Below are 19,430 nucleotides of genomic sequence, written 5' to 3' on the forward strand. Positions count from 1 at the left end.
GTGTGCCCTTCCGATCTGCCTGATTCTTCACTTTTTGCCCGCGCGGGGATGGGCCTGGTCATACCCGGCGGGGTTTTTGTCATCGCGGTCTGCGAAAAGCCTATTTCTTGGCTTCGCGCTTGACGATGCCGCGGCCGGAGACGCGCTCGGCGATACGAGCGGACTTACCGCGACGGTCGCGCAGATAGTAGAGCTTGGCGCGGCGGACTTTACCCTTCCGCTTGATCTCGATTTTCTCGACGTTCGGCGAGTAGACCGGGAAGACGCGCTCGACACCTTCACCGAAGGAGATCTTGCGAACCGTGTAGCTCTCGTTCAGGCCACCGCCATTGCGGGCGATGCACACACCTTCGAAGACCTGGATCCGCTCACGATCGCCTTCCTTGATGCGAACATGGACGCGCAGCGTGTCGCCGGCGCTGAAATCCGGAATGGTCTTCTCGCCCAGGACGCGGGCGGCTTCTTCTTTTTCAAGCTGCTCGATCATGTTCATCGTGCATTCTCCTTGCGCGCCTTGTACCTCTGCCAGAGGTCGGGGCGCCGCGCCTTCGTAATCTCTTCAGACTGCTCCTGACGCCAGGCCTGGATACGGCCATGATGTCCGGAGAGCAGCACTTCGGGGATCTCTTCACCCTCAAACACGCGCGGTCGCGTGTAGTGAGGATATTCGAGGAGATCGCCCTCGAAACTCTCATCTTCGGTCGACATCGGGTCGCCCAGCACGCCGGGGAGAAGTCTCACACAGGCCTCGATGAGGACCTGGGCTGCGGCTTCGCCACCGGCCAGCACGGCATCGCCGACACTGACCTCTTCCATTTCGCGGCTCTCGATGACCCGCTGATCCAGGCCCTCGAAACGTCCACAAAACACGACAACGCCAGAACCCGCCGCCCATTCCCGAACCCGGGCCTGGGAGAGCGGTCGTCCTCGCGGCGTCAAATAGATCAACGGCCGTTTCTCACCTTGCCAGCGAGACTGCACCGCATCGATCGCCTCCGTGGCTACATCCGGCCTGAGCACCATACCAGCGCCTCCGCCGGCCGGAGTGTCGTCCACGGAGCGGTGCTTATGACGGGAAAAATCCCGGATGTCCACAGTTTCTAGCGCCCACAACCCATGATTCGCAGCTGATCCTATCAGCGACACGCCAAGGGGTCCCGGAAAGGCATCCGGGAAGAGCGTCAACGCAGTCGCTGTCCAAGGCAGGGTTGGGTTTTGGGCGTCAGTCATTGGACTTGCCACCCGCCTCTTCCTCAGCCTTCGAGCCCACCTCTTCCGGCGGATCAATCGTGATCACGCCCTCGGTCAGGGAGATGTGGGGGACGAATTGGCGGGTGAAGGGGAGCATCCAGCTGCCCTTGCGGTCGGGCGTGCCGGTGATTTCCAGCAGATCGCTGGCACCGAAATCATGCACGGCCTTGAGTGTGCCCATGGGGGCACCGTCCAGCGCCTGGACTTTCAGGCCGATGAGATCGGTGTGGTAGAATTCATCCTCTTCCAGCTCGGGCAGGGCCGCGCGCGGGATATAGAGACGGGTGCCCTTGAGGGCCTGGGCCTTGTCGCGATCCAGCGCCTGGGCAAAGCGGACGATGAACCCGTCCTTGGTCGGCTTCCAGATTTTCGGGGTCAGGAGAACCCGGCCCTCTTCATCCAGGAAGGGACCATAGGCAAAGGCATCCGCAGGCTGACCGGCAAAGCTCTTCAACTTGCACTCCCCCCTCACCCCGTGCGCACCGGCCAGGGCAGCGATGAAGATGAGATCATCGGCGGGTTGGGTCATTGGATGTCGGTCCGCATCAGGTCCTCGCCCAGATAAGGCGAGGGGGACCGCGCGAATGCGCGGTGAAGTGGGTGGAGGCGAGGTGCCCGGAGAGTAATCCTCCGGGTATCACCCCGTCCGACCCAGCGCTGCGCGCTGGCCCACCTTCCCCATCAAGAGGAAGGATGGGTCAACGGCGTCAGAAAAATCCTATTCGGTCTTTTCTTCTTCAGCAGCGGCTTCGGCCGGAGCCTCTTCAGCCGGAGCTTCTTCTTCGGCCGGAGCTTCGGCTTCAGCCTTGGCAGCGGCTTCGGCTTCTTCCTGGGCAGCCTTCAGCTCGGCTTCCTTCTCGGCTTTTTCAGCCAGGCGTTCCTTGGCTTTCACGCCCGGCTCGGCCTTCTTCGGGTTATTGCCCTGTTCCCACTTCCAGGCTTCCGCCTCGACTTCGTGGATGAAACGGCCGACGCGGTCGGTCGGCTGAGCGCCCTTGGCGATCCAGGCCTTGACCTTTTCCATGTCCAGCTGAACGCGCTGGCCATCTTTCGGCAGCATCGGGTTGTAGGAACCGATCTTCTCGATGAAACGGCCATCGCGCGGGGCGCGGCTGTCAGCAACGACGATACGGTAGTAGGGACGCTTCTTGGCGCCACCACGGGCGAGACGGATTTTCAGAGCCATTGTGTTAGTCCTTCAAAGTCTGTTCTGAAATTACGCGATTACTTCCTCGGCAGACCGATGGGCAGGCCATCGGGACCGAGCGGGGCCCCTCCGCCCAGACCGGGCAGGGAGGCAGGTTTGGAATTTCCGGAGCCCAGCCCCGGCAGATTGGCGCCCGACGGCGCCTTGCCACCGAGCAAATCCTGTGTGGCGGCGCCCATATCGGCCGGGTTCATGCCCGCCATGCCGGGCGGCATGCCACCGGGCATTCCACCCATCATGCCAGCCAGGCCACCGCGACCCTTCTTGCCGACCTTCTTCATCATGTCGGCCATCTGGCGGTGCATCTTGATCAGCTTGTTCACGTCCGCGACCGTCACGCCGGAACCGGCGGCGATACGCTTCTTGCGGGAGGCCTTGAGGATTTCCGGCTTGGCGCGCTCCTGCGGCGTCATCGACAGGATGATCGCCTCCTGGCGGGTCAGCATCTTGTCGTCCATGCCGGCAGCCGAAGCCTGAGCCTGCATTTTCTTGTTCATGCCGGGCAGCATGCCCATGATGCCGCCCAGACCGCCCATTTTCTTGAGCTGGCCGAATTGTTCGCGCAGGTCCTCGAGGTCGAACTTGCCCTTGGCCATTTTCTTGGCCATGCGAGCGGCTTTTTCCTCATCAACCTCCTGCGCGGCCTTCTCGACCAGGGAGACGATGTCGCCGCGGCCCAGAATCCGACCGGCGAGGCGTTTGGCGTCGAAGGCATCCAGCCCGTCGGGCTTTTCGGAGACACCGAGAAACTTGATCGGCAGGCCGGTGACATGGCGCATGGAAAGCGCCGCACCGCCCCGGCCATCACCATCCATCCGGGTCAGGACGAGACCGGTCAGCGGCAGGCGCTCATGGAAGCGTTTCGCCGTCTCCACGGCGTCCTGACCGGTCAGCGCATCGGCGACCAGCAGGGTTTCGCGCGGCCGGGTCGCGTTCGCGATGGCCTGCGCCTCGGACATCATGTCCTCATCGATCGAAGTGCGGCCCGCGGTATCGAGGATGACAACGTCAAAGCCCTGCAGCTTGCCGGCCGTCATGGCGCGCTTCGCGATATCGACCGCCTTCTGGCCCTTCACGATCGGCAGGAAGGCGACATCCACCTGGCTGGCCAGCTGCTGCAATTGCTCCATCGCAGCCGGACGGCGCGTGTCGAGCGAGGCCAGCAGGACCTTCTTCTTGTGGCGTTCGGTGATGCGCTTGGCGAGCTTGGCAGACGTGGTCGTCTTACCGGAACCCTGCAGACCGGCCATCAGGATGGCGACCGGCGGCTCGCCTTCCAGTCCCAGGCCTTCCGGCTCCCCCTCGCCACCAAGCAGGTCGACGAGCGCGTCATGAACGATCTTGACGACTTGCTGGCCCGGAGCGACGGCGCGGATGACATCCTCGCCGACGGCACGTTCCTTGATCTGGTTGACGGCTGACTTCACGACCGGCAGGGCGACATCGGCCTCGAGCAGGGCGACGCGGATCTCGCGCAGCGCGGCATCGACGTCCTTCTCCGACAGCACACCGCGCCCGGTGAGCTTGTCGAAGACTCCGCCCAGTCTTTCTGTCAGTGCATCGAACATGCGTTCGTCCTTCAGTCCGCTTCATCACAGGGAGGCTGGCACGAAACCGACCGCACAAAGCAGATCAGCCCCGCTGAGCGAAACCTTCGCCGAGCAGGGTTCTCGCCGACCTCCCCCGTCAGGTGGGACGGATGTGCCGGTAAGACAAGCGTGCAAGCTTGCGTGATGAAGGCGGGGCAATACGCGGGGTGTGGAAAAGAGTCAAGCGGGCGCCAGGCTTTCGCCGCGTCTAATTGGCCGCCTCGACCTCGTTCGACGCCATCACCGCATCATCTTCCAGCACCGTGTCTGCGATGATGAGGGACGGGCCCGACGGGCGCGCAGAGAAAAGGGCACCGAACACGGAGGCGAACAGGATCGCAGCCGTCAGCCACAGAAGGGCGGACTTGGCAACAACGCGCAGGGCGAAATCAGCCTTGGCCATGATCGTTTCCTCTCCATTCCTGCGGGCCGGTTTCCGGTCTCCGCATCAGGCGCTGCCGAAGCGTTTCGCCTGCGTCTGATTCAGCGCGGAGTCCCTTAACGAAGGCCTACCAGCCCCCGGACAACCGCGTCATAGCGTTAACACGTCACAAATACGGCTAAAATTGGTCCTATCTCGCGACCGGACCGGGATTTGGGGAGGCCGTGTCTCCCGTGCAAGCACTCGATCCGTCGCCCCGGATCACGAATTCGAGAGCCGGGACCAGAGTTTCGGCAGGCGCCAGATGAACCAGATGGCGGTCCAGACATTGCCGAGAACAAAGATCGGCGCGATCCAGAACAGGCTCGGCCCGATGCGACGCTCGAAAGCGGCAATCACCAGCGCCGACAGGCCAAATCCCAGATAGAGATCGAACAGGGTGACGCGCCCCCAGGGGTCCGTCACCAGCCAGGCCCCGGCCGCGCTGAAATCCCCGGTCCCGACGGCGAGGGCAATCAAGGCCGTCAGGACCAGGGATAGAAGCAGGAGGATCCAGCGCATGGTTGGGGACATCGCAGCCTCCGCTTCCAGGGACATGATTGTCTACGCTGGAAACAGGAGGGCGGATCAGTCGCGCGCGGTGGAATGCGTGCCTATTCGCGCGGCGCTACACACTGGCGAACCGGCTGGCGTGTCTGGCGAGGGAAGGTTGAGACCCAGCATTCGTCAAACACCGAGCAATAACAGGCCTCATAGGTGATATCCCGCCGGGCGCGGTCGACAGCCCGCCAGACGGCGAGGCCGCGCGCCTGGGTCGCGGCGTCAGGCTGGTCGAATGTGATGAATTCGACGGTCTCCTGCGGCGCGATGAAGCGCATCTGCACATCATCGAAAATCAGCGCCATCTCTCCCTCCCGGAAGAGCGAGATCATATAGTCCAGGCGCTCATCCTCGGCGAGACCGTCCGGGGTACAGCATTGCGCCATGAATTCGGACGTGTCGGTGATCAGTTCGCCATTCCAGCGCATGGCCAGATAGTGCACCTGGGCCGGACCGAGGCCGGTATTGGAGACCTCGATCTTGATCTGCCACTCATCCGTCGCGGCATCGTAATTGCCGTGACCGACCTGGATGAGCGGCATGACGGAAGCCTCCATCGTGCGCTGCATCACCATGCCTTGGTACACAGCCACGAACAGGGAGGCGAGCGAGATGATGACGACACAGCCCGCGACGAGAAGCTCGATCGACCGGTAGTGCAGCTTCATCCCGCCAACTCCGGCCTAGATGACCGCCGGATCGCGGAAGCGTTCCTCGTCCAGCTCGCCTTCCCACTTCGCTACGGCGGTCGCCACAGCGGCATCCCCGGTGACGTTCACGGCCGTGCGGGCCATGTCCATGATCCGGTCAACCGGCAGAATGAAGCCGACGATAATGGCCGTGTGCTCCGGCGTGACACCGAAGGTTTCCAGCACAATCGCGAGAAGGAAGAGCGAGGCTGAAGGGATGCCCGCAGCGCCGATCGAGACGATGGCCGCCGTGAAGGCGATCATCACATAATTCATGAAGGTCAGGTCATAGCCGAAGGCCTGAGCCGTGAAGAGCGCCAGGATGCCCAGATACAGAGCGGTCCCGTCCATGTTGATGGTCGCGCCCAGCGGCAGGACCGAACCGGCGACGGACTTCTTGATGCCAAGGTTGTCGGAAGCCGCAGCAATGGTGACGGGCAGGGTCGCCGAGGACGAAGCCGTGGAATAGGCGACGGCAATCGGGTCGGTCATGCCGCGGAAAAAGCGCACCAGCGGCAGATTCAGGACGAAGCGGACCAGAATGCCGTAAGTAATCACGGCATGGGCGATCAGTCCCAGATAGACGGCCACGATCAGGGTCAAAATCGCCTGCAGAGCCTCAAGACCCTGACTGGCCGCTGTATAGGAGACCAGGGCGAACACGCCGAACGGCGCCACTTCCATCACATAATGGGTGATCTTCAGAACGACCTCGGAGGCCGAGTTGAACAAGTCACCCAGGGGTTTGCCGGCGGCTCCGGTCGACAAAATGGCGATGCCGAGGAAGAGAGAGAAGAAGATGATGGCCAGCACATCGCCGTCCGCGAGGGCAGCGATGGGATTGGTCGGGATGATTTCCAGCAGGCGCTCCGTGACCGAGGGCGGGTCCGTGCTCACCGGCACAGCCTCAACGCCAGCCATCAGATCGCCAGCGCCGGCCCCGGGACGCATAATGGTCCCGAAGACCAGACCGATGACGTTCGCGAAGAAGGTCGTGGTCAGATAGAGAATGATGGTCTTGATGCCCAGCGAGCCCAGCTTGGAGGGCTTGCCCATGGCGATCACACCGGACACGAGCGTGGTGAAGATCAGGGGAACGATCAGCATCCGGATAAGATTGATGAACATCAGCCCGACCGGACGGACATAGCTATCAATCCACTGCGTCGCAGCCTCTTGGCCCATGACGGCGGAGGCGGCAAAGCCGAAACCCACACCCAGAACCAGCGCAACCAGCACCCGCTGCCACAGTTTGATCTTGAACCACCAGCCCATGAAACTCTCCCCTCGATGGCGCCGAAACGGACGCGCAGCCATGGGAGAGCACACTAGAGTGTGTCGCCTAAGGGTCAATCAGGCGGGTGTTTCAAAAATCCGGGAGCCGGAAATTCAGTGCGGCGCAGAGCCGGACAGGGCCTTCAGGACAACGGTCGGAAGGCTGACAGCACAGCCGATTGCGCCCACCAGAAGCGCTAGTCCGCTCAGCGAGCCGGGACCGGTGGCCAGGCCTGCCAGGACAAGGGAAACGGAGAAAACGGCGGGCGCCGCAACCCGGATCCAGGGCACGTCGGAATAGTGGGACGCCTTGAAGACGGTATCCTTGGAAAACCACATCCGTCCGCCATGCCCACCCTGGTCAGTGCGTGTGGTGCGTTTCGGCAGCGGATCGAGCGTATGATCTATCATCGACATACGCTCATTATACGGAATTTATACGGGCGCGCAATCTGGCCATTACGCGCCCGTATTTTTACCCGTTTTCAGACCCTTGGAGTCGGGTCTTCACGGGCGTCAAAATTTTACGAAACCGTTAAAATCAGCTCTCGGCGAGAACCACATGAGCGACAGCATTCACCGTGGCCGCGATCCGGACAGCGGTCTGGATCTGTGCGGTGGTCAGACCGTGCTTGCGCAGTTCAGCTTCGTGGCTGTCGATGCACAGGCCGCAGCCATTGATCGCGGACACGGCCAGCGACCACAGCTCGAAATCGGCCTTGTCGACGCCCGGATTAGCCAGGACATTCATGCGCAGCTTGGCCGGCAGGGTCCCGTATTCCTTGTTCTTCGACAGGTGCAGGAAGCGATAATAGACATTGTTCATGCCCATGATCGCCGAAGCCGCCTTGGCCGCATTCGCCGCTTCCGGCGACAGCACGGCTTCGGCCTCCGCCTTCAGAGCAGCCAGCGTCTTGGGCTCACCCACGGCGTGGGCCGCGGCCAGGAAAGTGCCCCACTTCTTCTGGTCATCCAGCTCGGTTTCACGGGCCAGGGAGGACAGGTTGAGTTTCAGGTCCTTGGCATAGTCGGGGAGGTCGCTTTTCAGCGCATCAAGGCTCATTGCCGTCTCCTATGGGAATACGACCGGGTACAGTCACTCGGTTTTCGGGAAAGATAGGGGCCCCGGAGCCATGTGGGTCACACAAGGGCCGGCTCCGGGGCTACCGGCCGCCCAACTGGAGGGAGGGCGGCCAGCCAGGGTCTTTTGGGACGGCTTAGGCCGCCAGCGTGTCACCACCAACAGCGCGGTTGCACGGGCACAGCTCGTCCGTCTGCAGGGCGTCGAGGACGCGCAGCGTGTCTTCCGGGTTGCGACCGACATTCAGGTTCGTCGCATAGACGTGCTGGATCGTGCCTTCATCGTCGACGATGTAGGTGTAACGATAGGCCACGCCTTCCGGGGAGCGGACGCCGAGGCTGTCGACCAGGGAACCGGTCGTGTCGGCGAACTGCCAGTGACCCAGCTTGTCCAGGTCCGGATGCTCGCGGCGCCAGGCCAGCTTGCAGAACTCATTGTCCGTGGAACCGGTCAGCACGATGGCGTCACGATCAGCAAATTCCTCGGCCAGATTGTTGAAAGCAACGATCTCGGTCGGGCAGACGAAGGTGAAATCCTTCGGGTAGAAAACGATGACCTTCCACTTGCCCGGGAAGCTCTCATTCGTCAGCGTTTCAAAGGCGCTCTCGCCATTTTCTTCGTGCGCGTTGAAGCCCGGCTTCACACCCGTGACTTCGAATTCGGGAAGCTTGTCGCCAATACCCAGCATTGATCTCTCCATATTGCCAGTTGGTTCCGGCCAAAGCCGGCACATTATGATGCGCCTGCTATGACGCGGTGCACAAAATAAATCTAATGGATTGTTTTTTGCGAAGCCATAGCTATTATCTATGGCATCATGTCGCAACTCCCCACACTCCGGCAATTGCAGTTCCTGATCGCCCTGTCCGAACACGGCAGTTTCTCGCGGGCGGCCGAGGCCGTCTTCGTGACCCAGCCCACGCTGAGCGCCGCGATCAAGGAATTGGAGATGACACTGGGCACAGTGCTGGTGGAACGCGGCGCCCGCGGCGCTGTCCTCACCCATGCTGGAGAAGCCGTTCTGGAACGTGCCCAGCGCGTCATGGCCGAAGCCGAGGACCTCGTCATTGCCGCCCAGGCCGCCGGCGAGCCGCTCAGCGGACCCTTCCGGCTGGGCGTCATCCCCACCATCGCGCCCTTCCTTCTACCCAAGGTCTTGCCGACCCTGCGTATCAAGCATCCCAAGCTGGAAGTCTTCCTGCGCGAGGATTTGACCGAACGCCTGTTTGACGGGCTGCGCGAGCGTCGTCTCGATGCAGCGCTTGTCGCCCTGCCCTATGAGAGTCCGCTGATCGAGACCAAATCGATCTGGTCAGACGAATTCCTGTTTGCCTGCACGCCGGACCATCCTCTGGCCGGCAGCAAGACACTGGACCCGTCCCGGCTGGAAAATGAGCCCCTGCTTTTGCTGGAGGACGGCCACTGCTTGCGCGATCACGCCCTGGCCGCCTGCTCGACCGGCACGGCCCGATCCGATTTCGCCGCCACCAGTCTTCACACCCTCGTCCACATGGTGAAATCCGGCCTCGGCGCCACCCTGCTGCCGCGCATGGCTGTGGATGCGGGTCTGGTGGACCAGATGGGTCTGGAAGTCATGCCCTTCGACCCGCCGGTCGCCGGGCGCGAGATCGGCGTGGCCTGGCGCAAGGGCTCGGCCCGTGCCGAAGAAGCCCTGCAATTGGGTGAAGCAATCCGGGAGAGCCTGACGGGGTCAGGCAGCGCGGGCGAGGCAACCGGCTAGCTTGCCGGGATTGAGCAGATCGATCTTGTTGATCGGCCCGGTCACCTGGAAATCGAATCCGGTCGTGTCCAGACGCGGGGCATCGGCGGTCATCAGGATGACGTGCCCGCCATAGCCCGCGGCCGCGATTTCCTTCAGCGTATCCTCGAAACTGTCATAGGGCGGCAAGCACCGGTCCAGGAAGACATGGTCGAACTGCCCGGGTCCGGCTGCGATGAAGCGGTCAAGCGCTTCAAAGCCCTGGAATTCCAGTGACGGATCCTCGGCCCGCCCCAGTTCGGAGAGGATCATGTGCTCAACAGCATCATCATCGACAATGGCGATACGCATGGCGCGCTCCTGCGGTATCCCGGCTGCGGGAATCACCCGGCCGGACTGTCAGGCTAGCAGGCCAGGCCCGCCTGCAAATGACCCGGGGCCTCATGATTAATTCATCGGAAATGGACGCGTTCTTAACGCCTGCGGCGCGCCGCCGCATTGGCGCACCCCGCTTTCCGTGTTTCTGTTCAAACAGAAATTAGTGAAGGTGTCGACATGCAGCTTTCCGGACCGATGCAGCGCTTCGTTGTGCACTGGGGCGAGATGGGTGCCCGCTGGGGCGTCAACCGCTCGATCGCGCAGATTCATGCCCTGCTCTATCTCGCCGACCAGCCGCTGGATGCAGAAGAGATCGTCGATACGCTGAAGATCGCCCGGTCCAACGTCTCCAATTCCCTCAAGGAGCTGCAGCAACTCGGCCTGGTGACCCGTGAACAGGTGCTGGGTGACCGGCGCGACCGCTTCGTCGCGACCCATGAGCCCTGGGACATGCTGATGGCCATCGCCGAGGCCCGCAAACAGCGCGAGATCGACCCGACCATCGCCATCCTGCGCGAATGCGCCGACGCTGCCGAGGCCGACAACGCCACGCCCAAACTCGCCGCCGAACGCCTGCGCCGCATGGAGAGCTTCGTTACCAATCTCACCAATTGGTACGGCCAGGTCCGGTCGATGCCACAGGGCACGCTGGTCAAGCTGATGAAACTGGGCGCACGCGTGGCGAAATTCGTGGGCGGGTAACACCGCCCTTTTTTTGATCTCAAATTTCTGTCTCGACAGAAATAAATGAAGGGGGACAGAGCCATGATTTCCACAGAACGGGTTGAAGGCCACGCCACCAGCAGCGCCATGATCGGACAGGTTCACTGGGCCCCGGTCCGCTCCCTCTGGACAGGCAGCCTTTTCGCGCTCGGCCTCATCGGAGCCGCTTTCACGGTCTCGCTGGAAAATGTCCTGATCTTTCTCGGCCTGACGGCCGTGACCATCGGGCTGGGGCATTCCATCGGCATGCACCGCCTTCTGATCCATCGCAGCTTTTCCTGTCCGCTCTGGCTGGAATACAGCCTGGTCTGGCTGGGTGTCCTGGTCGGCATGGCCGGCCCGATCGGCATGATCCGCATCCATGATCTGCGGGACTGGGCCCAGCGTCAGGCGGAGTGTCACGACTTTTTCGCCCACCGCCGCGGCTTCTGGCAGGACGCCGCCTGGCAATTGCACGGCAAGCTCATCCTGCGCCATCCGCCCCGTTTCCGCCTGGAAAGCCGGGTGGCCGACGACCCGGTCTATCGCTGGATGGAGCGCACCTGGATGCTGCAACAAATCCCGGTCGCCCTCATCCTCTGGCTGCTGGCGGGCTGGGATGCCGTGATTTGGGGTGTCGCGCTTCGGGTCACGGTCTCGCTCACCGGCCACTGGCTGATCGGCCATTTCGCCCATCGTGACGGGCATCAGACCTGGCGCGTCGAAGGTGCCGCCGCGCAAGGCTTCGACCTGCCCTGGGCCGCACTCATCACCTTCGGGGAAAGCTGGCACGGCAATCACCACGCCTATCCGGACTCGGCCCGTCTCAGCCAGCGGCCGGGCGAGATCGATCCGGGCTGGTGGGTGATCAAGGCACTCGAACGCGTCGGCCTCGTGCGCGACATCATCACGCCGGACGCCTTGCCCTTCCGCCCGGGTCTGTTACGCGTTGACCCGGACGACCGCCATCATTGCCCCTGCCTCAGCCTGTTTTCCCATGACTGACACCGCGCGTCTCTACCAGGAGCTTCTGGGTGAGGCCTGGAGCACACTCCCGGCCACCACCCGGGCCCTGCACAGCCCGGAGCCAGACGCTGTATTCGAAGGCGAAGCGGATATAGAGCGGGGCGAAAGCCCGGCCGCCTGGTGGCTGGGCATGGCGCTGCGCCTTCCCGCCGCCGGTGAGGCCGTTCCGGCCAGGGTCCGGGTCACGCGGGACGGATCAGGCGAATGGCTCGAACGCTGGTACGGCGGACGCCGCTTCGCCACCTTCCAGGACCGGTCCGGGGCGGCGCTGGCGGAAGACTTCGGGCCTTTCCGGCTCTTTTTCCAAATATCGGGCGATCCCGAGGGACTCTGCTTTCACCAGCAGCGCGTCACACTGTGGGGATGGCCCTTGCCGAAAATGCTGGCCCCGCGCGTCGAAGCCAGCGAGCGCACAGCGGCCGGGCACCATCTCTTCGATGTCCGGCTCAGCCTGCCCGGCTTCGGCACAATCATTCACTATCGGGGCAAACTGCGCCCGGCCTAGCCGTGGAAGAGTTCCAGGACCTGTTCCGGCGGACGGCCGATCATGGCTTCATCCTTGTAGATCACGACGGGGCGTTCGATGAGTTTCGGATTTTCCGACATGGCCTTGAAGACCGCTTCTTCGTCCTCGATCGCTTTCAGGCCGAGCTCGCGATAGATCGCCTCATTCTTGCGCAGCCATTCATGGGCGGAGGTATAGCCCAGCTGTTTCAGGACCGTCTTGAGTTCGGCCACGCTGGGCGTGTCCGTCATGTATTCACGGACGGTCAGATCGCCACCGCGCGCTTCCAGCAAGGCCAGGCATTGCCGGGACTTCGAGCAGCGCGGATTGTGCCAGATAATCGTCGAATCGCTCATTTTTCTTCCTTTTAATCCAGCGATCAAAGCCGGTCTTGGCAGGCAACATCAAGTCTCGGCCTGCATTTGACTGTTCCTGAATGTCTAGATGTCGTTATCGCCGGCCGCCGATAAAAGGGCCCGTGCCGCCTCCAGATGCAGCCGTTCCACCATGTCACCATCCAGCGAGATGACACCCTTTCCGGCATTTTGCGGATCGGCAAAGGCGGCCACGATCCGGGCCGCCCGCTCCAGTTCAGCCGGGGTCGGACCATAATAGAGATGCGCCAGATCCACCTGTCCGGGATGGATCAGCGTCTTGCCATCAAACCCCAGCACCCGGCCCTGCTCCGCCTCGGCGCGGAAGCCCTTCGGGTCACGGAAGTGATTATAGACACTGTCCAGCGCATAGAGGCCGCGGGCCCGTGCCGCGCAGACGATCTGCGCAAGATGCGGCACCAGGGCGATCCGCTCATGGTCCGGGGAACAGCGCAATTCCTTGGCCAGATCATTCGTGCCGGCAATCAGCCCGGCCAGACCCGTCCCGGTCGCTCCGGAAATGCCCGGCAGGTTCATCAGGCCCAGCGGGGTCTCGATCATCGCCCAGATCGGAATGGAGGACCCGTGCGTGCTCAGCGCCGAGCGGACTTCATGCAGATCGCCGACCTGCTCCACCTTGGGGATGATCACGGCATCCGCCGTCTGCGCCGCAATGCGCAAATCCGCCGCGCCCCATGGCGTATCCAGCCCGTTGATCCGGACCGAGCGGATCGCGCCCGAGGCCGACCAGATATCCATTGCGGTATCGACGCAGGCGCGGGCCTCGGCCTTTTCCTCGGGCCCGACCGAATCTTCCAGATCCAGGATGAGTAGATCCGCGCCCACATGGGCCGCCTTGTCGACAGCCCGGGGCTTTGACGCCGGGACAAAAAGGGCAGAACGGATGAGACGGCGCATCGTGAGATAGAAAAGCTTCTGCGAGTGGAATTTTCCGATATAGCATGAAACCCATGCCCTTGGCGCTGATCCTTTCCAGTCTTGTCGCGGCCTCCCGTGTCGGAGGGGGTGTCAGCGAACGCGCGCTCAATGCCGCGAAGATCGATACCATGCTTGTGCCGACTGTTCTGTTCGGCCGCCATCCCGGCTGGGGTGCGCCCGGCGGCGGGCCGGTGGAACAGGACCTGTTCCAGGGCGTTCTCTCCGGCATTGCCGATCAGGGCCTGCTCGATATCACCGATATCGTGCTGACTGGCTATTTCGCCGATGTCGGCCAGGTCTTTGATACGGCCGCCGTGATCGATGTCGTGCGCAAGGGCAAGCGGGTGAATAAAGGCGTGAAGGCCTATGCCGCCCGCCCCATGGTGATTGTCGACCCGGTCATGGGCGATGCGCCGGGCGGGCTCTATGTCCACGCCGCCATTGCTGCCGGCATCAAGGACCAGCTCATTCCGCGCGCCGATTTGATCACGCCGAACCTGTTCGAGCTCGGCCATATCACCGGCCGTCAATTGACCGATCTGGCCTCCATGGTCCGCGCGGCCCGCTCGATAGACTGCCCCTGCCTGGTTTCCTCCCTGCCGCGCCACGGCCAGATCGGGGTGATGTATGTGGATCAGGACGAGGCCTGGATGGTCACCCATGACCGTGTACCCAAAGCCCCCAACGGGACGGGCGACCTGATGACCGCCGCCTTCACCTGCGCCATTGCTGGCGGGGCCGACCCGAAAACGGCACTGGAAAATTCCGTCGCCGTCACGGTCGCCCTCGTGCGCAGGGCCCAGGAATGGCAAGCCCCGGAACTGCCCATCGTCGCTGCGGCCAATCTCCTGCAGGAACCCGGGCTCAGCTTCGAGGCTGAACCTCTCTAGCCGGGCTTCACCCGCCAGGGCGGATCAATCCGGTTCTCACCGGCATGGTAGAGCTTGATAACATGACCGTCCGGATCCTTGAGGACGGCTTCGCGCCACAGCCAGCGTTCGTCGCGGGGCGCATGTTCAAAGGCGAAGCCCTTCGCCGCCAGCGCCTCATGGGCCGCGTCGACATCCTCGCTTTCCAGATAAATCACCGCACTGGAATGGATCGGCCCCTCTTCCGCATGCAGGGAGAAGGTCGTGTCACCCTCTGGTGCCAGGAAACGGCAATAATGCGGGCTGTCGACGAGCAGCCGAAAGCCCAGCCGGGCATAGAAATCCTTGGAGCGCGGAATATCGCTGACGGGCAGGGTGATCTGGTTAAGGCGCATCCGGGCTCTCTTCAGGACGGGGATCAGCGATCATGTCCAGCGGCCGGATCAGGCGTTCCAGGGTCAGGTCCGACAGGAGGAAGGCCCAACCATCGGCCGCCGCATTGAGCGCCGCCACGCTGTCCGCAGCCTCATCGGACAGGGCCTGGGCCTGAAGCCGGGCCCATCGCGTTTCGCCCAATTGCAGGACATCAACGGAAACCCGGATACCGGTAAAGGTTTCCGCGACATGGCGGGCAATCACCTCGCCGCCGATCCGATCAGCAGCCCGCACATCACGAAAGCGCACCCGCGCCAGGGCATTGGCCGGCCCATTGCCGGCCGCCGCCGTGATCGGCCGCCAGCCGCCCGGCTCCCGCAGGGCAAAATTGCGCACACTGAGACCGGCCCGTTCCAGGAAATAGTCCGGCCCCTCCGGCGGACTGATCCGGGCCGAGGCGATGGCATTCACACCCAGATCCAGAAAGTCCAAAGCCAGCCAGTCCGCCGCATTGGCAAGCGCCGGCAAATCACTGCCGGACATCTGGAAACCGGCGGCAAAAGTCCGGTCACGACCGGGAAAACGGACATAGATGCGCTCGCCCGACGCCTCGCCCAGCAGAATGTCCGCCAGAACGTCTCCGTCAGCACCGCGCACGGTGACGCGTGTGGCCGCATTCTCACCCCCGGCCGCAAGGCCAAGCCGGGCATGCTTGTCGGGATCGGCGGTGCGGGCACCGATATAGGTCAGGCCCGCCAGAAGCCGGTCGAGTTCCGCCAGCTGGTCCGGGCGGACCGGATAATTGTCGCGGCTGGGCATGACCCAACCCGCCTCCGTCCGCTCCAGCGTGAAATCATCGCTGGCGCTGCGAATGGCAATGCTCTGCGCGGCATCGACCGCCTGGGGCCAATCCGGCAGGACCGGGCCGCTGACCTCTGGCTTCCAGCCCTGGCTGGCCTGCATCCAGACTGTGCCCAGCGCCAGGACAAACAGCACAACGGCCAGCCCGCCTGTCACGCTGAGGCGTTTCAGTCTTTGCCGGTCCATATTCTGGCTCATGCGCGCCTCCGGCGGCGAAAGAGGCTGCCGGCAATGCCCGCCAGGATGATCAGGGCCGGCGGTACACCAATGGTCCAGAATTGGAGATTGGCATTGAGAGCATCGATATCACGACGGAAATCCCGCTCGACCGCCCGCAATTCGGCGCGACGCTCATTGATCTGCGTGCGAAGGGCCTCGGCCTCGGCACGCTCTTCAGCCCCGCTATGGCTCAACAGGGCCGATGTGGCGCCCTGCAGGGTCAGCACAGCCAGCCTGTCCTCCGCGGCGGCGATCTCCGCTTCCAGCCGATCCTGGACCTCCACATAACGGGCCTCTGCATCTTCACGCAGACGCTCCACCCGCGCCATCGGGCGGAAGGAGGGGGTGCGGGAGCGCAAGCCGATCAGGGCCGGATCCCCCGCCGTCATGTCGATCAAATTCATCACCAGGATGAGATTGTCCGCGACCAGGCTCTCCCCGAGAGCCGGGTCATTGCGGACATAGAAACTGTCATCCAGCCAATCCGCATCCGCGACAATCGTGATGTCGACCGGCGCGGCGGCCTGGGCGACATGCTCCGCCGGCGAAAACAGGATATCCCCCGGCGGCGGTCCGTCCGGGAAGGCCGTCTCGAACACACCCGAAGCGCGGGCCGCCAGGATGAGGGGTTCCGGCGCGGGCTCGTAATCGCGCAGCAGCGCATCCGGACCCGGCGCACCCGCCGCGATATCAGCGTCCAGCAGCGCCCCGTCCGGACTGGTGAAAACCAGCGGTGTCACGCTGACATGCTCCAGCCCGATCGCCTCCAACCGTCCCGGCGAGCCGAAATTCAGGCCCAGATCCAGCGTTGCGGTGGCGAGATCGCCGGAATTCATCTGTTCCGGTCCGGCCGAGAACCAGAGCGGATAGGCGCGGCGGCGCGCCCGGCCATCCGCTTCGACAATCTCTACCGGCAGGCCCAGCGTGCGGTCCATCGCCACGGTTTGCGGATCAAAGGCCACGCCCCAGCGCGCCAGAAGCGGTCCCAGATCCGAAGCCCGTCGGGCCCGGATCGGCGGCAGACCGTCCGGACCGGGACGCAGGGCCATGTGTGCCATGGGATCGAGGAAGGCCAGCACCCGGCCCCGGGTCAGCGCATACTGGTCGATCAGATACTGCTGGGACCGGCTCAGTTCCGGCGGGTGCAGGATGACCAGGGCTTCAGCCTCGGGAAGACTGTCAAAATCCGGGGCAATCCAGATCAGCTCATAGGCCCCGGCCAACTCGCGAACGAAGCGGTTGGGCGCGCCATTGTCCGGCGTGATCGGCAGGCCGGTCAGCACGGCCAGACGCGGCCGCGCCGGCCGGTCCAGATCGGACAGAAGCCGGGTCAGTTCATATTCCAGGCGCGCCTCGGCATCCTCGCGGAAGAGCGGGATCACCGCCTGGTCATCCACGGAATTGCGCGCCACCAGCCCGAAATACAGGGTTTCGCCGCTTTCGGTCGGCATCGCCGTCAGACCGGCCGCGATGACGGCGTCCTCATCGGCGGAGAAGGGCTCCGGATCAATCTCGGTCAGCCGGATCAGACCGCCGGACCGGTCTGCATAGGCCTGCAGCATTTCGCGCACCCGGCTCGCATAGGCCCGGATCGCCGGATATTGCGCGGCTTCGGCGCGGGAATAGTAGAAGCGCCATTCAACCGGCTCGCTCAGCCGGTCCATGATCACTTCGGATCCTTCAGAGAGGCGGTAGAGCCCGTTCTCGGTCAGGTCGAGACGCCAGGCCCGGAACACCTGTCCGGCCAGCTGATTGCCGGCCAGGAAGATGACGATCAGGCTGAGGATCATCAGTGGCAGGTAGAGACTGCGCTTCATCGACCGCCTCCGCGCCGTTCCGCGATCAGCACGCCGGCCAGGGCCAGCGAGACGATGATCAGGCCGATGAAATAGACCAGATCCGCCAAACCGATCACCCCGCGCTGGAAGGCATTGTAGTGATCCAGCGCGCTCAACCCGGCGACAAATTCGGTGACCAGGGCCGGCGCATTCTCACCCAGTGCCGCCAGAACGAAAGGAAGACCCGCCATGGTCAGCAGGAAAGCCGCCCCCGCCCCCAGCACGAAGGCCACGACCTGGTTCGCCGTGGTCGCCGACAGGGCCTGGCCAACCGCCAGATAGGCACCGGCCAGAAGCAGGGTGCCCAGATAGCCCGTCGCAATCGCCGCATTGTCCGGCTCACCCAGATAATTGACGGCGATCCACATCGGAAAGGTCAGCACGATGGCCAGGGCGGCCACGCTCCAGGCGGCCAGGAATTTGCCCGCCGCCGAGGCCCAGAGCGGGATGGGCAGGGCCATCAGGAATTCCAGCGTGCCGCGATCGCGTTCCTCCGCCCAGGCCCGCATCGCCAGGGCCGGCATCAGCACAACCAGCAGCCAGGGCAGATAGTCAAACAGGGGCGCCAGATCGGCCCGATTGGTGTCGAAGAAACGCCCGACATGAAAGGCAAAGGCCGGCGCCGCAAAGCCGAACACCGCCAGGAAGACATAGGCCAGCGGCGTCTGGAAATAGGCGGTCAGCTCCCGCCGGTACACGGCCAGCAATCCGGACATCAGGACGCCGCCTCCACCGGGTTGTCAGCCATGGTCATGGCCCGGAAGGCGTTTTCCACGCCGCCGCCCGGCCCGCTCTTGGCCAATTCATTGGGCGTGCCATCGAACAGGAGTTTGCCGCGGGCAATGATGATCGCGCGCGAGCAAACAGCTGGAACCTCTTCCAGGATATGGGTGGAGATGATGATCGCCTTTTCCGGCGCCATCTCGCGGATCAGGGCTCGAACACCATCCTTCTGATTGGGATCGAGCCCGTCGGTGGGCTCATCCAGGATCAGGACGGGCGGGTCATGGGCGATCGCCGCCGCCAGCGCTGCGCGGCGCTTGTATCCCTTGGACAGGGTGCCGATCGGCTGGCTGGCGAAACCCTCCAGCCGGGCCCGCTCCAGCGCCAGATCACAGGCCCGCTTCATGGCGGCGCCGGAGAAACCCCGGGCCCGCAGGCCGAATTCGACGAAACTGCGCGGCGTCATGGACGGATAGGCGGGTGCGCCCTCGGGCAGATAGCCCAGCCGGGCCTGCGCCTCCAGCCGGTCAGCGACGCAATCATGCCCGCCGATCATGGCCTTGCCGCCATCCGGTTCCAGCCCGCCGGCCAGCATGCGCATTGTGGTTGTCTTGCCGGCCCCGTTCGGCCCGAGAAAGCCCAGCACCTCGCCCCGTTCCAGGGTGAAGCTGACACCATCAACGGCGCGGTGCGGTCCGAAATCCTTGATCAGGCGGTCGGCGACCAGCATGGGCGGGGGGCCTCAATTGAGCGACACGCCTAGCGTTAGCGCGGTGCGCCCGGCTTGGCCAGAGCGAAGGCAAGTTATCATTTTGAAAGAGGGGGTT

At 63.5% G+C, this 19,430-nt stretch carries 25 protein-coding genes; 5 read left to right on the top strand and 20 right to left on the bottom strand.

Translation table 11 applies throughout. The features are described 5' to 3' along the window. Positions 1 to 100 precede the first annotated feature (100 nt). From rplS to I0K07_RS02175, 12 genes are all read right to left on the bottom strand, one after another. Complete coding sequence (rplS, locus tag I0K07_RS02120; RefSeq protein WP_203291012.1) at positions 101 to 493, bottom strand: 50S ribosomal protein L19; 393 nt, start codon at positions 491 to 493, stop codon at positions 101 to 103. Then, positions 490 to 1,230, bottom strand: coding sequence for a tRNA (guanosine(37)-N1)-methyltransferase TrmD (gene trmD / locus I0K07_RS02125; RefSeq protein WP_203291013.1), 741 nt, complete (start codon positions 1,228 to 1,230; stop codon positions 490 to 492). Before trmD ends, rplS begins: the two co-directional genes overlap by 4 nt. After that, positions 1,223 to 1,780 carry a ribosome maturation factor RimM gene (rimM, locus tag I0K07_RS02130; protein WP_203291014.1) on the bottom strand — a complete coding sequence of 186 codons (558 nt, stop codon included), beginning with the start codon at positions 1,778 to 1,780 and terminating at the stop codon, positions 1,223 to 1,225. Before rimM ends, trmD begins: the two co-directional genes overlap by 8 nt. Before the next feature lie 189 nt (positions 1,781 to 1,969). Continuing rightward, positions 1,970 to 2,437, bottom strand: a complete 468-nt coding sequence (gene rpsP, locus I0K07_RS15935; RefSeq protein ID WP_203291015.1) for a 30S ribosomal protein S16 — start codon at positions 2,435 to 2,437, stop codon at positions 1,970 to 1,972. Positions 2,438 to 2,475: 38 nt separating this feature from the next. After that, the gene (ffh, locus tag I0K07_RS02140) at positions 2,476 to 4,026 is read right to left on the bottom strand and encodes a signal recognition particle protein (protein ID WP_203291016.1); all 1,551 of its coding nucleotides are present in this window, start codon (positions 4,024 to 4,026) and stop codon (positions 2,476 to 2,478) included. A 229-nt stretch (positions 4,027 to 4,255) separates the two neighbouring features. Next, entirely contained in the window at positions 4,256 to 4,450 is a 195-nt protein-coding gene (locus I0K07_RS02145) for a hypothetical protein (RefSeq protein ID WP_203291017.1), read from the bottom strand. 240 nt (positions 4,451 to 4,690) lie between these two features. Beyond that, positions 4,691 to 5,002 carry a hypothetical protein gene (locus I0K07_RS02150; protein WP_203291018.1) on the bottom strand — a complete coding sequence of 104 codons (312 nt, stop codon included), beginning with the start codon at positions 5,000 to 5,002 and terminating at the stop codon, positions 4,691 to 4,693. Positions 5,003 to 5,082: 80 nt separating this feature from the next. Beyond that, positions 5,083 to 5,697: a hypothetical protein gene (locus I0K07_RS02155; protein WP_203291019.1), complete on the bottom strand. Its 615-nt coding sequence runs from the start codon at positions 5,695 to 5,697 to the stop codon at positions 5,083 to 5,085. A gap of 15 nt (positions 5,698 to 5,712) precedes the next feature. Beyond that, positions 5,713 to 6,993 carry a dicarboxylate/amino acid:cation symporter gene (locus tag I0K07_RS02160; RefSeq protein ID WP_203291020.1) on the bottom strand — a complete coding sequence of 427 codons (1,281 nt, stop codon included), beginning with the start codon at positions 6,991 to 6,993 and terminating at the stop codon, positions 5,713 to 5,715. Positions 6,994 to 7,107: 114 nt separating this feature from the next. After that, positions 7,108 to 7,410 carry a hypothetical protein gene (locus tag I0K07_RS02165; RefSeq protein WP_203291021.1) on the bottom strand — a complete coding sequence of 101 codons (303 nt, stop codon included), beginning with the start codon at positions 7,408 to 7,410 and terminating at the stop codon, positions 7,108 to 7,110. Between the two features lie 124 nt (positions 7,411 to 7,534). Continuing rightward, positions 7,535 to 8,056 (bottom strand): alkylhydroperoxidase, AhpD family, encoded by a 522-nt coding sequence (gene ahpD / locus I0K07_RS02170; protein WP_203291022.1) that lies wholly within the window; start codon positions 8,054 to 8,056, stop codon positions 7,535 to 7,537. 154 nt (positions 8,057 to 8,210) lie between these two features. Then, the gene (locus tag I0K07_RS02175) at positions 8,211 to 8,762 is read right to left on the bottom strand and encodes a peroxiredoxin (RefSeq protein WP_203291023.1); all 552 of its coding nucleotides are present in this window, start codon (positions 8,760 to 8,762) and stop codon (positions 8,211 to 8,213) included. A gap of 129 nt (positions 8,763 to 8,891) precedes the next feature. Between I0K07_RS02175 and I0K07_RS02180 the strand changes: the two genes are divergently transcribed. Further along, positions 8,892 to 9,815, top strand: a complete 924-nt coding sequence (locus tag I0K07_RS02180) for a hydrogen peroxide-inducible genes activator (RefSeq protein WP_203291024.1) — start codon at positions 8,892 to 8,894, stop codon at positions 9,813 to 9,815. Here the strand turns inward: I0K07_RS02180 and I0K07_RS02185 are convergent. Continuing rightward, on the bottom strand, positions 9,786 to 10,145 hold the full coding sequence (locus I0K07_RS02185) for a response regulator (protein ID WP_203291025.1): 360 nt from the start codon (positions 10,143 to 10,145) through the stop codon (positions 9,786 to 9,788). The genes I0K07_RS02180 and I0K07_RS02185 overlap by 30 nt on opposite strands. Before the next feature lie 204 nt (positions 10,146 to 10,349). Here I0K07_RS02185 and I0K07_RS02190 point away from each other — a divergent pair, with 204 nt between their 5' ends. From I0K07_RS02190 to I0K07_RS02200, 3 genes are all read left to right on the top strand, one after another. Further along, positions 10,350 to 10,874, top strand: coding sequence for a GbsR/MarR family transcriptional regulator (locus I0K07_RS02190; protein WP_203291026.1), 525 nt, complete (start codon positions 10,350 to 10,352; stop codon positions 10,872 to 10,874). 63 nt (positions 10,875 to 10,937) lie between these two features. Next, complete coding sequence (locus tag I0K07_RS02195) at positions 10,938 to 11,879, top strand: acyl-CoA desaturase (RefSeq protein WP_203291027.1); 942 nt, start codon at positions 10,938 to 10,940, stop codon at positions 11,877 to 11,879. Next, complete coding sequence (locus tag I0K07_RS02200) at positions 11,872 to 12,405, top strand: DUF4166 domain-containing protein (protein WP_203291028.1); 534 nt, start codon at positions 11,872 to 11,874, stop codon at positions 12,403 to 12,405. The genes I0K07_RS02195 and I0K07_RS02200 overlap by 8 nt, the downstream gene beginning before the upstream one ends. On the opposite strand, the gene arsC is transcribed toward I0K07_RS02200, so the two are convergent. Both arsC and I0K07_RS02210 read right to left on the bottom strand, forming a co-directional pair. Beyond that, entirely contained in the window at positions 12,402 to 12,761 is a 360-nt protein-coding gene (gene arsC, locus I0K07_RS02205; RefSeq protein ID WP_203291029.1) for an arsenate reductase (glutaredoxin), read from the bottom strand. The genes I0K07_RS02200 and arsC overlap by 4 nt on opposite strands. 84 nt (positions 12,762 to 12,845) lie before the next feature. Beyond that, on the bottom strand, positions 12,846 to 13,697 hold the full coding sequence (locus I0K07_RS02210; protein WP_203291030.1) for an HpcH/HpaI aldolase/citrate lyase family protein: 852 nt from the start codon (positions 13,695 to 13,697) through the stop codon (positions 12,846 to 12,848). A 44-nt stretch (positions 13,698 to 13,741) separates the two neighbouring features. On the opposite strand from I0K07_RS02210, the gene I0K07_RS02215 reads away from it, so the two are divergent. Beyond that, positions 13,742 to 14,608, top strand: coding sequence for a PfkB family carbohydrate kinase (locus tag I0K07_RS02215; protein ID WP_203291031.1), 867 nt, complete (start codon positions 13,742 to 13,744; stop codon positions 14,606 to 14,608). Here I0K07_RS02215 and I0K07_RS02220 read toward each other — a convergent pair. Genes I0K07_RS02220 through I0K07_RS02240 form a run of 5 tightly spaced genes read right to left on the bottom strand, consistent with a single transcriptional unit; the run spans position 14,605 to position 19,333 of the window. Beyond that, positions 14,605 to 14,982 (bottom strand): VOC family protein, encoded by a 378-nt coding sequence (locus tag I0K07_RS02220; RefSeq protein ID WP_203291032.1) that lies wholly within the window; start codon positions 14,980 to 14,982, stop codon positions 14,605 to 14,607. The genes I0K07_RS02215 and I0K07_RS02220 overlap by 4 nt on opposite strands. Further along, entirely contained in the window at positions 14,972 to 16,021 is a 1,050-nt protein-coding gene (locus I0K07_RS02225) for a DUF4340 domain-containing protein (protein ID WP_203291033.1), read from the bottom strand. The genes I0K07_RS02220 and I0K07_RS02225 overlap by 11 nt, the downstream gene beginning before the upstream one ends. Further along, positions 16,018 to 17,859 (bottom strand): GldG family protein, encoded by a 1,842-nt coding sequence (locus I0K07_RS02230; RefSeq protein WP_203291034.1) that lies wholly within the window; start codon positions 17,857 to 17,859, stop codon positions 16,018 to 16,020. Before I0K07_RS02230 ends, I0K07_RS02225 begins: the two co-directional genes overlap by 4 nt. Further along, entirely contained in the window at positions 17,856 to 18,596 is a 741-nt protein-coding gene (locus I0K07_RS02235; protein ID WP_203291035.1) for an ABC transporter permease, read from the bottom strand. Before I0K07_RS02235 ends, I0K07_RS02230 begins: the two co-directional genes overlap by 4 nt. Further along, positions 18,596 to 19,333 carry an ABC transporter ATP-binding protein gene (locus tag I0K07_RS02240; protein WP_203291036.1) on the bottom strand — a complete coding sequence of 246 codons (738 nt, stop codon included), beginning with the start codon at positions 19,331 to 19,333 and terminating at the stop codon, positions 18,596 to 18,598. The genes I0K07_RS02235 and I0K07_RS02240 overlap by 1 nt, the downstream gene beginning before the upstream one ends. Positions 19,334 to 19,430 lie beyond the last annotated feature (97 nt).

Source organism: Maricaulis parjimensis (assembly GCF_016817355.1).
Taxonomy (GTDB): Bacteria; Pseudomonadota; Alphaproteobacteria; order Caulobacterales; family Maricaulaceae; genus Maricaulis; species Maricaulis parjimensis.